Genomic DNA, 16,819 nt, shown 5'->3' with positions numbered 1-16,819 from the left:
GCGGCGACCTGCTCCAGCGTCACGTCCGGATCACGGTTGCGAGCGACCCGCACGACGTCATCGCGGAACTCGCGGGGGTAAGGCTTGGGCACAGCAACATCCTCCCAGGCTGCCTCTCGGGCAAGCCAGCGTCGGTGTCACCGGATCATGCAGCAGACCCAACGATCCAGATTCACCGACTGCAGGACGATCCTGACCACCGGGCAGGAGAGAGCATCGTCGCTGTGCTCGACACGGGCGACGGGTGACGTCATCGCCGAGCCTTTGAGGTCCGGCACGGGAGGATCGAAGGCATGAGCCCAGACCTGGACCCGTTCACGTCGGAACGGCAAGCACTGCTGGATGCGCTCCGCATTCAGCGCGCTCACGTGCTGTCCGTCCTTGACGGGCTGCCCGACGAGGCACTGCGCCGCCCGATCCTGCCCTCAGGATGGAGCTGCCTGGGACTCGTGCAGCACCTCACATTGGATGTGGAGCGCTTCTGGTTGCGAGCCGTGGTCGCCGGCGAGGACATCGATCTCGCCGACGGCGATCAGGCGTGGGAGGTCGATGCGGGCACCCCGGCTGAGGCCGTCCTGAGCGCCTACCGCGCCGAGGCGGAGCGCTCGGACGCCATCATCACCGCCACCGCCTTGGACGCCGCTCCCGCGTGGTGGCCGAGCGAGGTCTTCCCTGACCTACCCGAACGCGACTTGCGCACGACCGTCTTGCACGTGCTGACGGAGACGGCCTGCCACGCCGGCCACCTCGACGCCGCCCGTGAACTCCTCGACGGCCACCAGCACCTCGTCCTCGCCTGAACGGAGACCAGCAGCACCATGGACGCCACCCGCAACGGGCTCGCAGCCCTCACCCTGTTCGTCGAAGACCTCGGCAGCGTCACCGGCTTCTACCGTGACGTCCTGGGCCTGCAGATGCTCTTCGACGATGAGGACTCCTCCGTCTTCGGCCTGGCAGGGACCATGCTCAACGTGCTCGCGGTCGACGCCGCTGCCGAAGTCATCGCACCCGCCGACGCTGCCCCCATCGGGGCCAGCGCACAGATGATGCTGAGCTTGTTCGTCGAGGACGTCGACGCCACATGCGCGGACCTGCGCGAGCGGGGAGTGGCCCTGCTCAACGGGCCCGTCGACCGTCCCTGGGGCAAGCGCACCGCCGCCTTCACCGACCCCGCCGGCACCGTCTGGGAGATCGCCCAAGACATCCCCAACGGTGCTGGCCACGAAGTGGACGGCGCCTGAGGACGTAACGCCTCCGGCGCTCCCGCCCCGGTTCAGCGCAGGGCCGGTCACCGCCACTTGAGACACCCGGGAACCGGGGACCAGGGCCCTCCCCTGATCACCCGCACGGCGCCGAAGGGCAGCTGGCCACGAGGGCACGGCCCGCGCGTCTTCCCAGGTGGCTTGCCACTCAAGCGAGGCCGAGCTCACCGCTGTCGATCTGCTTCAAGTCGATGCTCATGTCGAAGTTCCGGAGCTTCTGTCCGCGAATCTCGGCGAGGCGGGTGACGTCGACGGTGAACCCGAAGCGCTCGAACGCGGGCCGGGCGGTCAGGCTGGCGTGCACGTGCAGGCGGTGGTGCCCGGCGGCGGCGGCCTCGTGCAGGACGTGGGTGACCAGCGCGCGAGCCACCCCGCGGCCGCCGGCGTCAGGGTGGACGAACAGCATGTCCAGCAGGCCCTCGTCGGTGAAGTCGCTGAAGCCCACGACCGCTCCGCCCAGGCAGGCGAGGTAGGTGTGCGACGCCGAGCGGCGTCGCTGCCACGCGGCTTCATCAACGGTGGGAGGTGCCCATGCCTGGATCTGCTCGGGCGTGTAGTCGCGGCTGGCCGTGCCGTGCACGGCTGCGTGGAACACGCGCCAGGTGTCGCCGGCGTCGGCGGTCTCGAAGCGTCGGATCAACACGTCTTCGGACGGCGAGACGTCGTCGGTCATGATCGAATTCTGGACCACCAGATGCAGCGCCGCGTCATGGTCGGGATCGTCGCCCGAACCGGTGATGTCCTTACCCATGTGGAAATGACTCCACAGTCGCCCCACCTTCCGGGCACGTCGGCGTAGGCGTCACTCCCCCACCCGACTGCCACTCCTGCCGCCGCCAAGGTCGTGGTGATCTTCGACGAGGACAGGTCGGATGAGACGAATCAGGCCCCGGCTGTCTCACGCGACTTGTCCCACCGCAGGTCACGGCCTCGGGCTGGGACAAGATGACTGAGAACGGACATCGCGTTGTCGCTTCTCGAGGAGGATGTCCCAGTCTCAGTGAGCGATCAGCGGCAACGTCGTGCGGGCACAGCGGCCCAGCGCGGTGATCGACATCGACGCAGGGTGTGGCCTCGACGGTTTCGACCCCAAGTTCCGGTCATCGTCCACCTGACGTGTCGCGCCAGCGACTCAGGAGGACCGGCCGTGAACGACTCGCAGGATGGGGATGCCCCGTCTATCGCAGTTCTTCCAGGTCCAGGGCCCAGTCCTGCTCACTCACGTCGATGACGGTGTCCGCATCACTCGGCTCGAACCACACCGTCTTGCCCGTGCTGAGCCCGGTGGCGGGGCTGGTCGGCAGCTCGTCGATGCCCCACGCGCCGGAGAGGGAGGCCACCAGCTGCAGACCGCGCCCGGTGGTCGCCTCGACGCCGAAGTGGCGAGGCTGCACAGGAGTGGCTGAGAAGTCGGTGACGTCGATGCGCACGCGTCCCGACGACGTCCTACGCACCGCGACGGTGAAGGAAGTGCCGGCCTGCAGCATCGCGTTGGTGATCAGCTCCGAGACGCCCAGTTCCGCGGATTCCTCCAGCGCCCCAGCATCCAGCCGGGTGAGGACCCGGCGGACGTAGCGGCGGGCGGTGGCGACGTTGCTGGCCACCGACTCCATGACCAGTGGCTGCTCCACCACCTCAGCGGCAGACTCCGGCCGGGAGCTGGGGCCATCGTCGGCGGCCTGCACCCCCGCTCGCTCAGCGACCTGACCGGCGGCTGGAGGTGGTGTCGTCGGGAGAACGGGGTCCGCTGCCTGCAGGAGACGCTGCGATGGGTGGCAGGGCGCCCGTCGCCAGGGCCGGGGCGGGTGCCCGGCCAGCTGCCGCTGGAACTGCCCCAGCACCCAGCGACGGTAGGCCACCACCTCTTCGGAGGCGGGCAGGGTGAGCAGGTGCTGCTCGCGGTGGCAGAAGTCATCGGCCTCCTCCAGCACCTCCAGCAGCTGTTGCGCGAAGGGCCCCACCCGCACGGGCACCGTGTAGGTGACGTCGTAGTACTCCTCCCCCGCCGCCGCGGCGAGCTGGAAGGGGGCGTAGGTGCCCCGCAACTCCGCGGCGACCTCCAGCAGCCGCGGCGGCAGGGACCTGTCGGGGTGGGCTTGCTCCCCGATCTGGATCAGGGCTAGCTCCCGTACCAGACCGTCCAGGTGCTGCATGAACAGCGCCCGGATACCCAGCGGCAACCCGAGCAGGCGCACGGTGTGCAGCTCGGCGTCCTCGCTCACCCTTCGCTGGTGACACGAAGGGCCCGTTTCGCTCGGCTCGAGCGAGCTGCACGCTCCTCGGCACGCCGGGGATGCCGGTGATCACCTCTGGGCGGTTCAGGTGGTGAGCAGGGTGGTGAGCTGGTCGGCGGTCTGAGGCCGGGCCAGGTGGAAGCCCTGGAGGTAGTCACAGCCCAGCCAGGTCAGGGCGCTGGACTGCTGCGCGGTCTCCACGCCCTCGGCGAGGGTGTCGATGCCCAGCTCGGGTGCCAGGTTCAGCACGGCTCGCACGATGGAGCGGCTGGCGGGCTGGTCCAGGTCGAGGGTGAAGCGGCGGTCCAGCTTGAGCAGGTCCAGGGGCAGTTGTTGCAGCCAGGTGAGGGCGGTGTTGCCGGCACCGAAGTCGTCCAGGGCGATGCCCATGCCGAGGTCGCGGATCCGCCGCAGCAGGCCGCGGACCTGCAGGAGGTCCTCGCTGAGCAGGCGCTCACTGAGCTCCAGGGTGATGGAGTCCGCGTCGGCATGTTCTTCCGCGGCGATCGCGGCCAGCAGTACGGGCAGGTGGGCGTCGGTGAGCTGGTGGCGGTCCAGGTTGATGAAGACCCGCAGCGGCTCGGGCAGGACCTGCGCCCAGGCACCGGCCTGGGCGGTGGCGTGGTGCAGCACCCAGTCGCAGACCTCGGGCATCAGGCCGGCGTCCTGGGCGAGGGGGAGGAACGCCGCCGGCGGCAGCAGGCCGCGCTCGGGATGCTGCCAGCGCAGCAGCGCCTCCGCCCCGGTGATCACCTCATCGCGGGCACGGAAGATCGGCTGGAAGTGCAGCACCAGCTCGTCTGCGCTCAGGGCCTGGCGCAGTTGCCGCTCCATGCTGAGGCGGTGCAGCACGTGGCGGCGCAGGGCGGGGTCGTAGGCCTCCACCCGGTTGCGGCCGCGCCGCTTGGCCTCGTAGAGAGCGCTGTCCGCGGCGGCCAGCAGCGCGTCGGCGCCGCCACTGGTCACCGCTGCCACCCCCACCGACAGGGTCACCGCTGCCTCCACCTCGCCGTCCATCCCGTTGGCCAGGTGGTAGAGGCCGCTGACGCCGGCGCTGAGGCGCTGGGCCAGGGCGATGACGTCGGCGTCGTGGTGGAGATCCTCGACCAGGACGACGAACTCGTCTCCACCCAGGCGGCAGACGGTGTCGGCCGGGCGCACGCAGCGGCTCATCCGTTGCGCCAGTGCGATCAGCAGCTCATCGCCTGCCGGGTGACCGTGGGCGTCGTTGAGGTCCTTGAAGTGGTCCACGTCGATCAGCAGCAGCCCCACCGCCCTGCCACTGCGTGCGGTACGTCCCAGAGCGTGATCGAGGGCTTCGGTGAACCAGCGCCGGTTCGGCAGGCCGGTCAGCGCGTCGTGCATCGCGTCGGTGGCCAGCTGCTGGCGGACCCGCTCCTCCTCGCTGACGTCGTGGGCGTAGAAGAGGACCGCGCCCACCCCGGCGGTGTTGAGATGGTTGTAGGCCTGCACCTGCAGCCAGCTCACCTCTGCGCCGGCGGTGAGCACCCGCAGCTGCTCGCACGTTCCTTCCCCGGGCCCGGCTCGCAGCACCTGTCGCCACAGCTGCACCGCCTTGGGCTCGTCATCAGGATGGGCCCGAAGCCGCGTCGGCTCTGCTTCCTCCGCCAGCGAGCCGAGCAACCGGGTCGCGCCGGGGCAGGCGTAGCGCAGCCGGCCTTCGGCGTCGAAGACGCACATCAGGTCCGGAGAGTGCTCCACCAGCGAACGGAACATCCGCTCGTCCGGGGCTCCACTGCTGTCCCCAGCACCCGACCCCGGGCCCGGCACACCTCTGGCGCTCACGGCTCCACCTTTCGACGCCTACTCCGGCGTGTGCTGCTTGATCCACTGTGCCCCCGCTGCCCCCTCCTCACCAGCCCTGAGGCCACTGGACTGTCAGGGCCAGCGACCTCCCATCGCGCCCCGCCGCACGAAGCGGTCGTGACGCCGTCTGCGGAGATGCTGTGGCCGCCGGTGCTCTTGCCGCGCAGCAGGAGCGAGCGGACCCGTTCTCGCCGTGGCGCGACGTCGCGCTGCACGCGGACCTGGCTTCCTCCGACCTGGATCTGCTGGCCGGGCTTCCGTCCTCGACGGCCCTGACGCCGATGATGACGTTCTGGCCCTTGGCCAGTGCGTCCTGGATGGCTTCATTCGCGAGCGTGCCGGCTTCCCGGTGCGCGGTGCTGGCCATCTCCCGCGGCCAGAGCCGCTCCCCTGCCGCCTCCGGCTGCCGCCCCTGCGGGGGCACGAAGTGACTCTGGTAGGTGCCATTGCGCAGGGCCTGGCGCAGCAGGGCGTCCTCGTGGTGGTCGGAGTCGACGACGCGCCATCACCCCGGCTGAGTGCGGGCCTGGCGGATCATCTCGGCCTGGACGTTGGACTCGGCGTCGAGGCCGGGCGCCTGCTCTGGCTAGGGCTGCCCTGCCGCGCGCAGCGCGTCGCGGGCGTCGAGGACCTGGTCGTACTGCGCGGCGGTGATCAGGCCGTCGTCGAGTGCGCGACCGACCGTGCTGCTGAAGGAACCGTCCGGCTCGATGCCGAGTTCGTCGGCGTCGTTGGCCGGCTGGAAGCTCGGTTCGTAGTGCCACTGGGCCAGCAGGGGCAGGGCCTCGTCCCAGCTCAGCTCGCCGGCGGCGTAGCGATGCGCGATGGCGTACGGCTCGGTCGGGTCCGGCGACTGCGCGGTGCTCAACGGCCACCACCTCCTGGCGTTGAGCATACGAGCGCGGCGGGACTCCCCGGCGAGCGTGGACCGGTCAGTCGGCTCGCCCACCGCCGGCGTCCAGGGAGTCGCGCAGGAGCTGCGTCCACGCCTGGGGCTGGTCCAGGTGGACGTCGTGACCGGCGTCGGGCACGACGACGTGGCCGGTGCCAGGTCGCAGCTCGAGCATCCGGTCGATCTCCGCGGCGTCGAGGATGCTGCGCTGCGCCTGCACGAGCAGCGTCGGTGCCTGCACCCGCTGCCACTCCGTCCAGCACGGAGCCGCAGCCACGGCCGCGATGGCCGCTTGCATCACGTCGGCGTCGAATCGGGGCCAGAACCCACCGTCGCGTTCCTGCAGGTCCTGTGCCCACGCCTCGGCGATCGGCGTCCCACCGAGGTGTTCCACCGCCGCCTGCCGCGACGGGAACGGCACCGGCCAGGCGGCGAACCAGCCTCCGAGCTGCGCCGACAGATCCTCCGCTCCACCGCCGACGCCGCCCTCCAGCAGCACAAGGCGTCGCACCAGGTGCGGATGCCGTGCGGCGAGCAGCATCGCGGTGTGGGCCCCCATCGACTGCCCCACCACCGAGACGGGACCGCCACCGGCCGCGGCGGTGATGAGGGCGACGACGTCGTCGACGTGGGCGCGGCGGGAGGTGTCGACCGGGCGGCGGGTGCTGTGCCCGTGACCGCGCTGGTCCGGCACGAGGACGCGGTAGCCGTCGCGGAGCGCCTCCGCGGTGGCCGCCAGCTCCTGGGCGCTGCCGGCCAGTCCGTGCAGCAGAACCACCACGGGCCCGGGACCGCCGGTGTCCAGGTACGACAGGGTCACGTCCTCGCGGTGCACCTGCAGGCGCTGCACGTCGGCTCTCCGATCCGTGGATGTCCGGGTGCGGCTGACCGTAGACCAGCTCCGGTCCCGCGCCTGGACTCGGACTGCGCGACGGCAGCATCGACTGCTCACGCTTCCACCGGCGGGGGTCACCTCGAGTGCCGGCACCTCGACGTCTACGTGCGCGATGCCGTCGGCGTCCAGTCGAAGAACGCGTAGCCGCCGGGGAAGAGCCGGGGGAGGTCCTGGTTCAGCATCGTCGGGAAGAGCCCCGGCGGAGCTCCCCGCTCCTGCATCTCGGTGACGGTGGCGCCGAGGGACTTGCCCTCGTCGCACTCCTCGATCAGGGCGAGGGTGTGCCTGCTGAGCGGGCTCTCCGTCCCGTCGGGGAAGCGGACCCGGTGGATGGTGCTGCCGTCCTCGGTGGGGCCGGGGTCGGTGCAGAGGCAGCGCAGCAGCAGCCCGTCGAGCACCTGGGGGTCCCGGGTGGGCTCGACGACGACGAGGCGCTCCGCCACCAGGTGCCGGAGCTGCTGCGGCCAGTCGGAGCCGTCGGGGCTCGGCAGCTCCAGCAGTTGCCGCACCCGGATGCCCAGGCGCAGCGTCGCGAGCAGGTCGTAGTGCTCCTCGGGGAAGCCGCGGACCCCGTCGCCCTGCCGGACTCCGCAGGAGCGGCGGTCGGGGTCCTCCCCCTCCCAGACGGCAGGCTCGTAACGGGCGGGCGGGTGCGGCGGGTCGACGTCGCGCGCCCCTGCCCGGCGGCGTCGTCCGGGTCTAGTCTCGAACCCCGGCGAGCCAGGTGCCCGCGCCGACGAGCGTGAGGATGCGACATGCGGACGCGAACGTGGAGGCGGCGGGGCGCCGCGGCGGTGTCCCTCGCGACGGCCGCGGTGGTGTCGGTGCCGGCGGCGGCGTCGGGATCCCGCGCCGCGAGCGCGCCCGAGTCCCCCGTGCCGCCCGGGTGCAGCGTGCAGGGGGCCATCGCGGACCGCTGGTACCGCCTCGACGGTGCGATCGGTGTGCTGGGGCGGCCGGTGACGTGCGAGCTGGCCACCCCGTCGCGGCACGGCCGCTTCACGCACTTCGAGCGGGGGTCGATCTACTGGTCGCCGGGCACGGGTGCGTGGGAGGTGCGGGGTCTCATCCGCGAGCGTTGGGCCGGCATGGGGTGGGAGACGTCGTGGCTGGGGTTCCCCGTCACCGGTGAGCAGCCGACCCGGACCCGCCCGGGGGCCTTCCAGGCGTTCGAGGGCGGTTCGGTGTTCTGGTGCCCGGGCGTCGGCGCCCACGCGGTGCGCGGTGCGATCCGGGACGCGTGGGCGTCCGCCGGCGGGGAGACGGGGTTGCTGGGGTGCCCGACAACCTCCGAGACTGCCCTGCCGCGCGGGGCGTTCACGCACTTCGAGGGCGGGTCGGTCTACTGGTCGCCGGCGACGGGCGCGCACCTCGTGCGCGGTGCCATCCGTGACGCGTGGGCGCGGCACGGCTGGGAGGCCGGCGTCCTGGGGTATCCCGTGAGCGACGAGTACGACCTGCCCTCGGGCCGGCGCAGCGACTTCGAGGGCGGCTACGTCACCTGGTCCCCCGGCGGTGGTGCGATCGTCGTCCCGCGGCGCGCGGGCCTGGGGTTCTGACGGGTTCCGGCGCCGGCCTGGGCAGGCCCGGCGGGGGTGGCGGTGCCTCCCCCGGGACCGTGGGGGCTAGCCGGAGGCGTGGGGCTGGCCGGGGCCGTGGGGCAGTGGGACGGGCGCGGTGACGCGCGGCTGCAGGGCGTAGTGGGTGCTGATGGCCACCCACGTCCAGCCGAGGACGAGCCCTGCCAGCACGTCGCTGGGGTGGTGCGCTGCGAGGTAGATGCGGGAGGCCCCGACCATCGGCGGGATGAGCACCGGCAGCAGCAGGACCGCCCAGCGCCACCGGCTTCGGGTGCGGGTGAGGACGAGGACGGCGATCGTCCCGTAGAGGGCGACGGCCGCGGCGGTGTGTCCGGAGGGCCAGCTGAAGCCGATGACGGGACCAGGGGTCAGCTGGAGGACGTCCGGGCGGGCGCGGACGACCAGGTTGGAGGTGGTGAAGTAGACGAGGGTCTCCCCGGTGACGGTGGCGACGGCGAAGAAGGAGACGCGCCACCGCCCCGAGAGCGCGCGGCCGAGGACGACGATCGCGAGGGTCGCCAGGATCATCGTGGGCGTTCCGGACAGGTCGCTGACGATGAGGGCGATCTCCGTGCGCTGGGGGGTGCGCGCCTGGACGAAGCGGTCGACGACGTCGTCGTCCCAGCGCAGGATCCCCGGCCCGGAGTGGCGCAGGATGAAGAAGCCCACGGCGGTGAAGAGGCCGACGAGGGCGATGCCCGCGAGGACCAGCCGCAGGAGCGCCTGCAGCGGCGGCAGGGTGGCGCGGCGGTCGTGGTGGCTGCTCCCGGTCTCCTGCAGGCCCTCGCGGACGGGGTGGGGATCGCCGTCGTGGTGGCGCCAGGTCTGGAAGGTGGCGGTGGTCACGGCGACCACTCCCGAGCCGAGGGCCCAGCCGGCCAGGACGTCGGAGGTGAAGTGCACGCCGAGGGCGAGACGGGTGAGGCCGACGATCAGGGCGATGGCGGCGGCTGCGGCGAGCAGCCAGGGGCGGGCGCGGCGCCGCACGGCGGGCATGAGGAGGAGGGCGACGACGCTCCAGGTGACCAGGGCGGTCATGGCGTGCCCGCTGGGGAAGCTGGCGTCGCTGGGGGTGGCGGCCACCGGGAGCGGGACGTCGGGGCGCTGCCTGCCGACGGCGAGCTTGGTGAGGGGCACCAGGACGGCGAGGCAGATGCCGGTGGTGGCGGTGTAGGCGACGAGGCGCCACTTGCGCTGCACGGCGAGGGTGAGGGTGGCCAGGGCGAAGACGTAGCCGGCTTCGGCGCTGCCGCCGAGTTCGGTGACGCGCTCGAGGACGGTGACGGCCGTGGGGTGGGGGGCGACGAGGCCGTTGAGCCAGGCGGCGATCCCCTCGTCGACGCGTTGCAGGGGCTCCCACTGCTGCCGGACGAGGAGCAGGAGGGCGAGGAAGGGCAGGGCGCCGAGGACGAGGGCGCTCACGCCGAGGAACGCGCGCAGCTCGAAGCGTCCCAGCGCTGCGGCGGTGGGGGGCTGCTCGGCGGGCGTGTCCCGGGCGGAGTGCGCTGCCCCACCGGTGCCTGCTGCGTTCACGTGTCCGCCTCTCCGCGTCGCCGGGGTCCCCGGTCGGTCTCGTGTGCGTGGTCGCTGGGGTCGTCGGTGGCGGCGTCCAGCTGCCCGACGAAGGCGGCTTCGAGTTCCGCGGAGAGCGCGAAGGCCACGAAGACGGCCAGGGAGGTCAGCTGGGACCACAGCAGCAGCGCCATGAATCCCGTCAGGGGCCCGTAGACGGTGCCGATGCCGGCGGCCAAGTCGAGGAACGCGCCCAGGAGGGCGGTCAGGCCCAGCCACATGGCCATGGCGATCGCTCCGCCGAGGACGAGGAGGGAGTGCGAGGGCTGCTTGCGGCAGGGGCCGTGGCGCAGGACGAGGGTGAGGGCGGTCAGCAGCAGCACCGTGCCGGCGGGGTAGGCGACGGCCTCGACGATGTCGTCGTCGAGGCCGTAGACGTCCTCCACGGCGGAGGCGAACGCCGCGCCGGTGACGAGGAGGACGAAGCCCGCCATGGCGGGCAGGCCGGCGAGCACGGCGAGGACGGCGGCGCGGGTGTACTTGCGCAGGGCCGGTTCGTCGCGCTGCACGCCGTAGATGCGGTTCGCTCCGCGCTGCACCTGGCCCATGGCGGTGAACAGGGCGGTCACGGCGGCCGCGAGGCCGAGGGTGAGGGCGAGGACGTTGACCTTCTTCTCGGAGCTGAAGGTGTCCAGGGTCCGCACGACCAGGTCCTGGGAGGCGCCCGGGACGAGGGCGAGGATGGTGCGCTGCAGCACCACGCGCAGGGCGTCGAACTCCACGAAGGTGATGAGCCCGAACGCGGCGATCACGAGCGGGATGGCGGCGAGGGTGAGCTGGAACCCCAGGGCGCGGGAGTGGGAGAAGCCGTCGCCGTAGCGGAAGCGGGTGAACGTCTCCCGCAGCAGGGGCCACGCGCCGTGGCGGCGGACGGTGCACCAGGCGTCGCGGGGGGTGAGCCGCCCGATGCCGGTGCGGGCGAGTTCGGGGACCTGCGTGACGGAGCTCACCGCGGGTACCCCGCCGGCGTGGCCGCGGCCGCTTCCCCGTGCCGCTGCAGCAAGTCCAGCCCTTCCGTCGCCTGTCGCGCACCCGGTGTGCGCTGTTCGTCGTGGGATGCCCGGCGCGTGCCGTCCCCACACGTGCGCTGGGGTGCCGCTGCGCCGAACGGGGCACTCGCCGCCGACTTCGGGGCGGCGCGGCACGGGCGCGCGAGGCCGGTGTGACCGGTGCACGGGCCCGCGGGATGGAGGCGTGGACGGGCCCGGGCGGCCGCTGCGCCCCCGGGTGCGAGCCGGGGCGACCCGTTCGCCGCCGGGGCTGCCGCAGGAGGGAGCGGAGGATGCGGACGCGGCGCGGGCCGGTGACCAGTCCGGCCCGCGCCGCGTCGGAGGTTCAGGCGTCTGCGCTGTCGTCGACCCGTTCGCCGCCGGTGTCGAAGAAGGTGTCCAGGTAGTCCTTCGGGTGGAGGGAGCTGGTGCGCATGAGGCTGAACACCTCGGCGCCGTGGCCGGGCTCGTCGTCGAGCAGGTACGCCTGCGCCAGGCCCATGTACTCCACGGCCTCCTGGGACTCCGCGTAGCGCTGCGCCTCAGCCTCGGCCAGCGCGATGGCGCGGTCCATGTCGTTCTCGTGCCACAGGGTGATGCGCTCCTCGAACACCTGCTGCTCACCGAAGTGCAGGCGGAACAGACAGCGTACGGACACCCATCCCGAGGTTGTCATGGGAACAGTCTGGCAGGAGCGCCCCCCGTGGCGCGGCCCAGGGTGAGGCGCCGCCGCGCCGCCGGGGGCGCCCTCCAGGGCGTCCGGCGGGCCTCCTCAGGAGGTCGTGGCGGCGCCCCCGGGGGTGGGGTGAAGGTCGGTGAGGCGGCGCAGGGACTCCTTCGCGCCCGCGGCGGCCCATGCGTCCTCCCCCGTCAGCGGCACCGGCACGCCCGAGCGGATCACCGCCGGGTGCCAGCGGGCGGCGCTGACGGAGCCGTCCGCGCCGAGGGTCAGCTCCAGCACCCCCGTGCTGGTGGCCGGCGCCCTGCGGCTGTAGGAGACGAAGTTGCCCAGGCCGTAGTCGACGTAGCCGGAGCGCCCGCCGGAGTGCTTCCAGCCGGCGCCGAGCAGCGCGTGGGCCTGGGAGCCGACGACCGCATCGACGCCGGCTGCGATCAGCTCGTCGGCGAGGGACCGCTGGACGGGCAGTGGGCGCCGGCGGGACTCCCGCCCCCAGTGCAGGAGGACGAGGACGGAGTCGGCCGAGGCCCGGGCCTCGCGCACCGCCTGCAGCAGCCGCGTGCGTGCGCGTCCCTGCTGGGCCGAGGCCAGGCCCGGCTCGTCCTCCTCCGCCGTCCACGCGGCGGCGAGGGAGGAGTCGAGGACCTGGGTGGCGGCCAGGACGGCGATGCGCTGCCCGCGCACGGCGCTCCCCCACGGCCGGTACGCCTCCTGCGCGTCGCGGCCGATGCCGATGACGGGCAGGCCGGTGGCGGCGGAGGCGTCGAGGAGTCGCTCATGCCGGTGCGGCCGTAGTCGAGGCTGTGGTTGTTGGCCGTCCCGGCGACGTCGACCCCCGCGTCGCGCTGCGCGCTCAGGGCTCGCGGAGGCGCGCGGAAGAGGTACTCCTCGTCCGCCGGCTCGCCGCGTTCGGTGACGGCGGTCTCGAGGGTGACGACGGCGAGGTCGGCGCCGGAGAGGATCTCCGCCACGGCGTCGAGGCCGCCGGGCTGGAGGGCTCGGGGGCTGACCCCCTCGAAGTGGACGTCGCCGCCGAAGGCCACGGTCACCGCCTCCCCCGTGGGGGTGGAGGCTGGGGCGGGCGGGGCGGGCGTCGCGGGGCCGGCCGGGGAGGGCCCGGCGGTGGCGGGGGCCGGTGCTGCGGTGGGTGCGGCGCCGGCCGCCTCGGGTGCTTCAGCCGCGCGCGCGGGCCCCGATGCGCATGGGGTGCACTCCACCGCTGAGCGGGACGCCGGTGCTGACGTGGCGGCAGCGCTCGCCGATGTCGGCGGCGCAGGTGGGGCACTCCTCGCGCAGGGCGGGAGCGGCGGCCGCGCGGGCGTCCTGGGGGGAGATGGCGGTGACGGTCATGACGGCTCCTCGGTGAGTGTCTCGCCGGTGCACTGGGCCGGGCGGGTGACCCACCTGCAGCATCGGCATCCACCGCCGCGAGCCTGAGCCCGCGCTGCCGGGGCCGGGTCCCGCCCGTGCCGGCGCCCCCGGGACGGGCCGGAGGGGCGGGTGGTGTCAGCAGCGGCAGCCGTCGCCGCAGCAGCCGCCGGGAGCCGCGGGCTCCCGCAGGGCGGCGAGGCCCGCGGCCGGGTTGCAGCAGCCGTCGCCGCGCCAGGCGGAGAGGCCCTCGCGCACCGCGACCGCCGCGATGACCAGCGCCGCGAGGGGATCGGCCCAGGACCAGCCGAGGGTGGCGTTGAGCAGCAACCCGACCAGCAGCGCCGCCGACAGCCACGCGCACAGCAGCGTCTGACGGGAGTCGGCCACCGCGGAGGCCGAGCCCAGCTCCGTGCCGGCCCGCCGCTGCGCCATGGACAGCGCGGGCATCACCAGCAGGCTCAGGGCGGCGAGCGCCATGCCGACCGGGGAGGGGGCCGCCTCCCCCGCCCCCAGCAGCTCCCGGGTGGCGTCGACGGCGACGTAGGCGGCGAGGGCGAAGAAGGAGAGCGCGACGAGGCGCAGGGTGCGGCGTTCGCGGGCGTGGCGCACGGCCTCCTCGCGTGCGGAGAACTGCCAGGCGACGGCGGCGGCGGAGCAGACCTCCACCACGGAGTCCAGCCCGAAGCCGATCAGGGCGGTGGAGGAGGCGGCGGCGCCGGCGGTCAGCGCGACGGCGGCCTCGGCGACGTTGTAGGTGATGGTGGCCGCGACGAGCAGCCGGACCCGTCGGACGAGGACGTCGCGGCGGGACGGGGTGGCCGCGGCGGGCAGGGGGACCTCCACCCCCGCAGAGTACATCCGATGCTGTATTGAGTGTCGCGGGAGACCCGTCCGCGCGCGTCGGTGCGGGCGGATTGCGCCGCCGGAGTGGTCCCGCCAGCCCATCCCCGCGCACTCCCGGCGCGAGCGGCCCCGACCGCGCCACCATGGCACCGTGCACCCCAGCAGGCACCCCAGCAGGCACCGCCCCGCCCCCTCGCGCCGGGCGCGCGCCACGGGAAGCCCCGCGCCCCGGTGAGCACCTCCCGCATCGACTACCGCCACCCCCGCCGCGGCACCGTCCCGCGCCAGGCCGCGCCCGCCGACGCCGCGGGCGCCGGAGCCGGCGCGAGGCCCGGCGGTCTCGACCACACCCGCGCGCCCAGGGTGCGTCCGGTGCCCGACCCGGCCCCCGCGCCGCGAGCACCGCGCACCGGCATCGACTACAACCACCCGCGGCGCGCGCGCGTCCGCGGCACCACCCCCGCAGCCACCGGCGCCGACGCCGGCTCCGCGGCCGTCAGCGGCCCGGGGTTCCTCCTGCACACCAACGCCGACGGCAGCATCGTCCGCTTCGACCCGGAACGTCCCATCGCCGTGTCCGTCAACGTCGACCAGGCCGGGCGCTGGGCGCTGGACGACGTGGAGGAGGCGCTGTGGCGGGTCTCCTGCGCCAGCGGCCTGACCTTCGAGTTCGCCGGCACCACCGAGCGCATCCCCCAGGCCGGTGACTACGACGGGCACCCCGCCCGCCCCACCCTGACCATCGCCTGGGCCAAGCCCGGCACCGTGCGCGGCGGCTCCGACCTGCTCGACCCCGACGAACTCGCCTCCTCCGTCCCCCGCGACCTGCCCCCCGGCGCAGAGCCCCTCGCCGTCGGCATCGGCGGGTGGCGCACCATGGGCGTCCGCTACGGCGACGGGCCGTGGCGCACCGCCATCACCACCGCCATCGTCGTCCTCGACTCCACCGTGCGGGAACTCTTCCCGCCCGGTTTCGGCACCGGCGCCTGCCGCGGCGCCGTCCTCATGCACGAGATCGCCCACGCCGTCGGCCTCGGCCACGTCGACGACCCCGCGCAGATGATGTTCCCGGTCGTCACCGCCAAACCGGCGCAGTTCGCCGCCGGCGACCTGGAGGGGCTGCGGCGGATCGGCACCGCCGCCGGTCCCCTCCTCTGACGGCCGCGGGTCCCCACCGCCGGGGTCCGAGCGGCGGGAACCCGCAGGCGGCGCCGCTCGTCGGGCATGCGGAAGCACCCACCGACGGCGAGGAGGACGAGACCATGGCGTTTCGCGGGATGATGGCCCGACTGGGAGTCGGCGGCGCGAACGTCGAGACGATCCTCGACCACCCCGTGACCACACCGGGCGGACAGGTCCGCGGCACCGTGCACCTGACCGGCGGCAAGGTCGCCCAGGACGTGCGCGAGGTCCGCGTCTCCCTGCAGGCCACGGTCGAGGTCGAGTCCGGCGACTCCGAGTGGCGCGAGGACGTCCGCTTCGCCACCCAGCCCGTCGCCGGCGGGTTCAGCGTCCAGCCCGGGGAGCGGCGCAGCATCGCCTTCGCGCTCGCGGTCCCCTGGCAGGCCCCCCTCACCGCGGTCGGCGGCTGGCAGCTGCGCGGCATGAAGGTCGGGGTGCAGACGCAGGTCGACATCGCCGGCGCCCTCGACCCCGGTGACCTCGACCCCGTCACCGTCGAGCCGCTGCCCGTGCAGCACGCCGTCCTCGACGCCCTGGGCCGGCTCGGCTTCCGGTTCAAGAGCGCGGACGTGGAGAAGGGCCGCCTGCCCGGCAGCGACCTGCCCTTCTACCAGGAGGTCGAGTTCGCGCCCCCTGGCCACCTCGCCGGGCGCATCAACGAACTGGAGGTCACCTTCCTCGCCGACCCCAGCGGCGTCGACGTCGTCCTCGAGGCCGACCGCCGCGGCGGCCTGTTCACCGAGGGCCGTGACTCCCTCGCGCGGGTGCGGTTCTCCCACCACGACACCGACCCCGCCCGCCTCGCCGCCTCCCTCGACGCCCAGGTCCGCCAGATGGGCGCGCGCCGCGGCTGGTTCTGAACGACGACGGCGCCCTCCCGGTCCCCGCCCCCGCAGGGGTGAGGACCGGGAGGGCGCCGGGGTGGTGCCGGGTCAGCGACCCAGCAGCTTGTCCAGCAGGCGGGCGAAGAAGCCCCGCTGCGCCGGCGCCTGCGCCGCGACCACGGGCTCGGCCACCGGCTTCGCCACGACCTCGACGACGGGCGCCGCCACGGGTGCCGGCACCACGACCTCCTCCACCACGGGGGCGGGCTCCACGGCCGCCACCGTGGCCGCGACGGGCTCGGGAGCCAGCACCACGACCTCCTCCACCACGGGCGCCTGGACCGCGGGTGCCTCCACGACCGGCGCCTCGACGACGTCGTCGCCGACCGGCCCGCGGTTGGGCAGCAGCCCACCGCCCAGCGGAGCCGTGGGGGCCACCCGCTGCGGCGCCAGCGCCTCCGCCGGAGCCGACGTCGGGTCGAACAGGGCCGCCATGGCCAGCTCCAAGGCCGAGGCCTGCACCGGCGCCACCGTCTGCGCGCCCTCACCGTTGCGCGGCCGGGTGCGCAGCGGCCCCTCGGCCGGCGCATCCTCCGTCTCGAACTCCTCGTTCATCGCCATGCCCGATGCCTCGGCCGCTCCGGCCGCCACCTGCAGCCGGGGGTGCGC

At 73.8% G+C, this 16,819-nt stretch carries 19 protein-coding genes and 1 pseudogene; 6 read left to right on the top strand and 14 right to left on the bottom strand.

Annotation, left to right across the window (positions count from 1 at the left end; genetic code table 11):
• Positions 1 to 137: 137 nt before the first annotated feature.
• Positions 138 to 368, bottom strand: a complete 231-nt coding sequence (locus tag CLV92_RS21770; RefSeq protein WP_170112747.1) for a hypothetical protein — start codon at positions 366 to 368, stop codon at positions 138 to 140.
• On the opposite strand from CLV92_RS21770, the gene CLV92_RS11945 reads away from it, so the two are divergent.
• Both CLV92_RS11945 and CLV92_RS11940 read left to right on the top strand, forming a co-directional pair.
• On the top strand, positions 369 to 800 hold the full coding sequence (locus CLV92_RS11945) for a mycothiol transferase (protein ID WP_211291069.1): 432 nt from the start codon (positions 369 to 371) through the stop codon (positions 798 to 800).
• A gap of 18 nt (positions 801 to 818) precedes the next feature.
• Positions 819 to 1,241: a VOC family protein gene (locus CLV92_RS11940; protein ID WP_104433032.1), complete on the top strand. Its 423-nt coding sequence runs from the start codon at positions 819 to 821 to the stop codon at positions 1,239 to 1,241.
• Positions 1,242 to 1,410: 169 nt separating this feature from the next.
• Here CLV92_RS11940 and CLV92_RS11935 read toward each other — a convergent pair whose 3' ends face one another.
• The 3 genes from CLV92_RS11935 to CLV92_RS11925 form a co-directional block, all read right to left on the bottom strand.
• Positions 1,411 to 2,013, bottom strand: coding sequence for a GNAT family N-acetyltransferase (locus CLV92_RS11935; RefSeq protein ID WP_104433031.1), 603 nt, complete (start codon positions 2,011 to 2,013; stop codon positions 1,411 to 1,413).
• A gap of 427 nt (positions 2,014 to 2,440) precedes the next feature.
• Positions 2,441 to 3,484, bottom strand: coding sequence for an ATP-binding protein (locus CLV92_RS11930; RefSeq protein WP_104433030.1), 1,044 nt, complete (start codon positions 3,482 to 3,484; stop codon positions 2,441 to 2,443).
• A gap of 96 nt (positions 3,485 to 3,580) precedes the next feature.
• Positions 3,581 to 5,233 carry a putative bifunctional diguanylate cyclase/phosphodiesterase gene (locus CLV92_RS11925; protein WP_104433029.1) on the bottom strand — a complete coding sequence of 551 codons (1,653 nt, stop codon included), beginning with the start codon at positions 5,231 to 5,233 and terminating at the stop codon, positions 3,581 to 3,583.
• A 230-nt stretch (positions 5,234 to 5,463) separates the two neighbouring features.
• On the opposite strand from CLV92_RS11925, the gene CLV92_RS11920 reads away from it, so the two are divergent.
• Positions 5,464 to 5,754: a hypothetical protein gene (locus CLV92_RS11920; protein WP_104433028.1), complete on the top strand. Its 291-nt coding sequence runs from the start codon at positions 5,464 to 5,466 to the stop codon at positions 5,752 to 5,754.
• Positions 5,755 to 5,909: 155 nt separating this feature from the next.
• On the opposite strand, the gene CLV92_RS11915 is transcribed toward CLV92_RS11920, so the two are convergent.
• The 3 genes from CLV92_RS11915 to CLV92_RS11905 all read right to left on the bottom strand — a co-directional run bounded on the left by CLV92_RS11915 (position 5,910) and on the right by CLV92_RS11905 (position 7,619).
• Positions 5,910 to 6,191: a hypothetical protein gene (locus CLV92_RS11915; RefSeq protein WP_104433027.1), complete on the bottom strand. Its 282-nt coding sequence runs from the start codon at positions 6,189 to 6,191 to the stop codon at positions 5,910 to 5,912.
• Between the two features lie 64 nt (positions 6,192 to 6,255).
• On the bottom strand, positions 6,256 to 7,065 hold the full coding sequence (locus CLV92_RS11910; protein ID WP_104433026.1) for an alpha/beta fold hydrolase: 810 nt from the start codon (positions 7,063 to 7,065) through the stop codon (positions 6,256 to 6,258).
• Positions 7,066 to 7,211: 146 nt separating this feature from the next.
• Entirely contained in the window at positions 7,212 to 7,619 is a 408-nt protein-coding gene (locus CLV92_RS11905; RefSeq protein WP_104433025.1) for a hypothetical protein, read from the bottom strand.
• A gap of 246 nt (positions 7,620 to 7,865) precedes the next feature.
• On the opposite strand from CLV92_RS11905, the gene CLV92_RS11900 reads away from it, so the two are divergent.
• Positions 7,866 to 8,669 carry an LGFP repeat-containing protein gene (locus tag CLV92_RS11900; protein WP_104433024.1) on the top strand — a complete coding sequence of 268 codons (804 nt, stop codon included), beginning with the start codon at positions 7,866 to 7,868 and terminating at the stop codon, positions 8,667 to 8,669.
• Between the two features lie 66 nt (positions 8,670 to 8,735).
• Here CLV92_RS11900 and CLV92_RS11895 read toward each other — a convergent pair whose 3' ends face one another.
• The 6 genes and pseudogenes from CLV92_RS11895 to CLV92_RS11880 form a co-directional block, all read right to left on the bottom strand.
• Positions 8,736 to 10,223: a phosphatase PAP2 family protein gene (locus tag CLV92_RS11895; RefSeq protein WP_158257216.1), complete on the bottom strand. Its 1,488-nt coding sequence runs from the start codon at positions 10,221 to 10,223 to the stop codon at positions 8,736 to 8,738.
• The gene (locus CLV92_RS21440) at positions 10,220 to 11,212 is read right to left on the bottom strand and encodes a YihY/virulence factor BrkB family protein (RefSeq protein ID WP_158257215.1); all 993 of its coding nucleotides are present in this window, start codon (positions 11,210 to 11,212) and stop codon (positions 10,220 to 10,222) included. Before CLV92_RS21440 ends, CLV92_RS11895 begins: the two co-directional genes overlap by 4 nt.
• A gap of 385 nt (positions 11,213 to 11,597) precedes the next feature.
• Entirely contained in the window at positions 11,598 to 11,909 is a 312-nt protein-coding gene (locus CLV92_RS21435) for a hypothetical protein (RefSeq protein WP_158257214.1), read from the bottom strand.
• Between the two features lie 114 nt (positions 11,910 to 12,023).
• Positions 12,024 to 12,973: pseudogene (locus tag CLV92_RS11885) on the bottom strand (CapA family protein).
• 130 nt (positions 12,974 to 13,103) lie between these two features.
• Positions 13,104 to 13,280, bottom strand: a complete 177-nt coding sequence (locus tag CLV92_RS21430; protein ID WP_158257213.1) for a zinc finger domain-containing protein — start codon at positions 13,278 to 13,280, stop codon at positions 13,104 to 13,106.
• Positions 13,281 to 13,436: 156 nt separating this feature from the next.
• Positions 13,437 to 14,144 (bottom strand): cation efflux transmembrane domain-containing protein, encoded by a 708-nt coding sequence (locus CLV92_RS11880; protein WP_245886739.1) that lies wholly within the window; start codon positions 14,142 to 14,144, stop codon positions 13,437 to 13,439.
• A gap of 231 nt (positions 14,145 to 14,375) precedes the next feature.
• On the opposite strand from CLV92_RS11880, the gene CLV92_RS11875 reads away from it, so the two are divergent.
• Positions 14,376 to 15,302 carry a matrixin family metalloprotease gene (locus CLV92_RS11875; RefSeq protein ID WP_158257212.1) on the top strand — a complete coding sequence of 309 codons (927 nt, stop codon included), beginning with the start codon at positions 14,376 to 14,378 and terminating at the stop codon, positions 15,300 to 15,302.
• Between the two features lie 104 nt (positions 15,303 to 15,406).
• Positions 15,407 to 16,186 (top strand): sporulation protein, encoded by a 780-nt coding sequence (locus CLV92_RS11870; RefSeq protein ID WP_104433019.1) that lies wholly within the window; start codon positions 15,407 to 15,409, stop codon positions 16,184 to 16,186.
• A 72-nt stretch (positions 16,187 to 16,258) separates the two neighbouring features.
• On the opposite strand, the gene CLV92_RS21960 is transcribed toward CLV92_RS11870, so the two are convergent.
• Positions 16,259 to 16,771, bottom strand: coding sequence for a hypothetical protein (locus tag CLV92_RS21960; RefSeq protein WP_211291068.1), 513 nt, complete (start codon positions 16,769 to 16,771; stop codon positions 16,259 to 16,261).
• Positions 16,772 to 16,819 lie beyond the last annotated feature (48 nt).

Source organism: Kineococcus xinjiangensis (assembly GCF_002934625.1).
Classification (GTDB): Bacteria; Actinomycetota; Actinomycetes; order Actinomycetales; family Kineococcaceae; genus Kineococcus_A; species Kineococcus_A xinjiangensis.
Note: the sequence above shows the minus strand (reverse complement) of the source record. Positions and strands in the feature narration are given on the sequence as shown.

What these genes read in the sequence shown, in the direction of transcription:
- CLV92_RS11940 (WP_104433032.1), top strand. Translation starts at nt 819, where the DNA reads ATGGACGCCACCCGCAACGGGCTCGCAGCCCTCACCCTGTTCGTCGAA.
- CLV92_RS11935 (WP_104433031.1), bottom strand. Translation starts at nt 2,013, where the DNA reads ATGGGTAAGGACATCACCGGTTCGGGCGACGATCCCGACCATGACGCG.
- CLV92_RS11925 (WP_104433029.1), bottom strand. Translation starts at nt 5,233, where the DNA reads ATGTTCCGTTCGCTGGTGGAGCACTCTCCGGACCTGATGTGCGTCTTC.
- CLV92_RS11900 (WP_104433024.1), top strand. Translation starts at nt 7,866, where the DNA reads ATGCGGACGCGAACGTGGAGGCGGCGGGGCGCCGCGGCGGTGTCCCTC.
- CLV92_RS21430 (WP_158257213.1), bottom strand. Translation starts at nt 13,280, where the DNA reads ATGACCGTCACCGCCATCTCCCCCCAGGACGCCCGCGCGGCCGCCGCT.
- CLV92_RS11870 (WP_104433019.1), top strand. Translation starts at nt 15,407, where the DNA reads ATGGCGTTTCGCGGGATGATGGCCCGACTGGGAGTCGGCGGCGCGAAC.
- CLV92_RS21960 (WP_211291068.1), bottom strand. Translation starts at nt 16,771, where the DNA reads ATGGCGATGAACGAGGAGTTCGAGACGGAGGATGCGCCGGCCGAGGGG.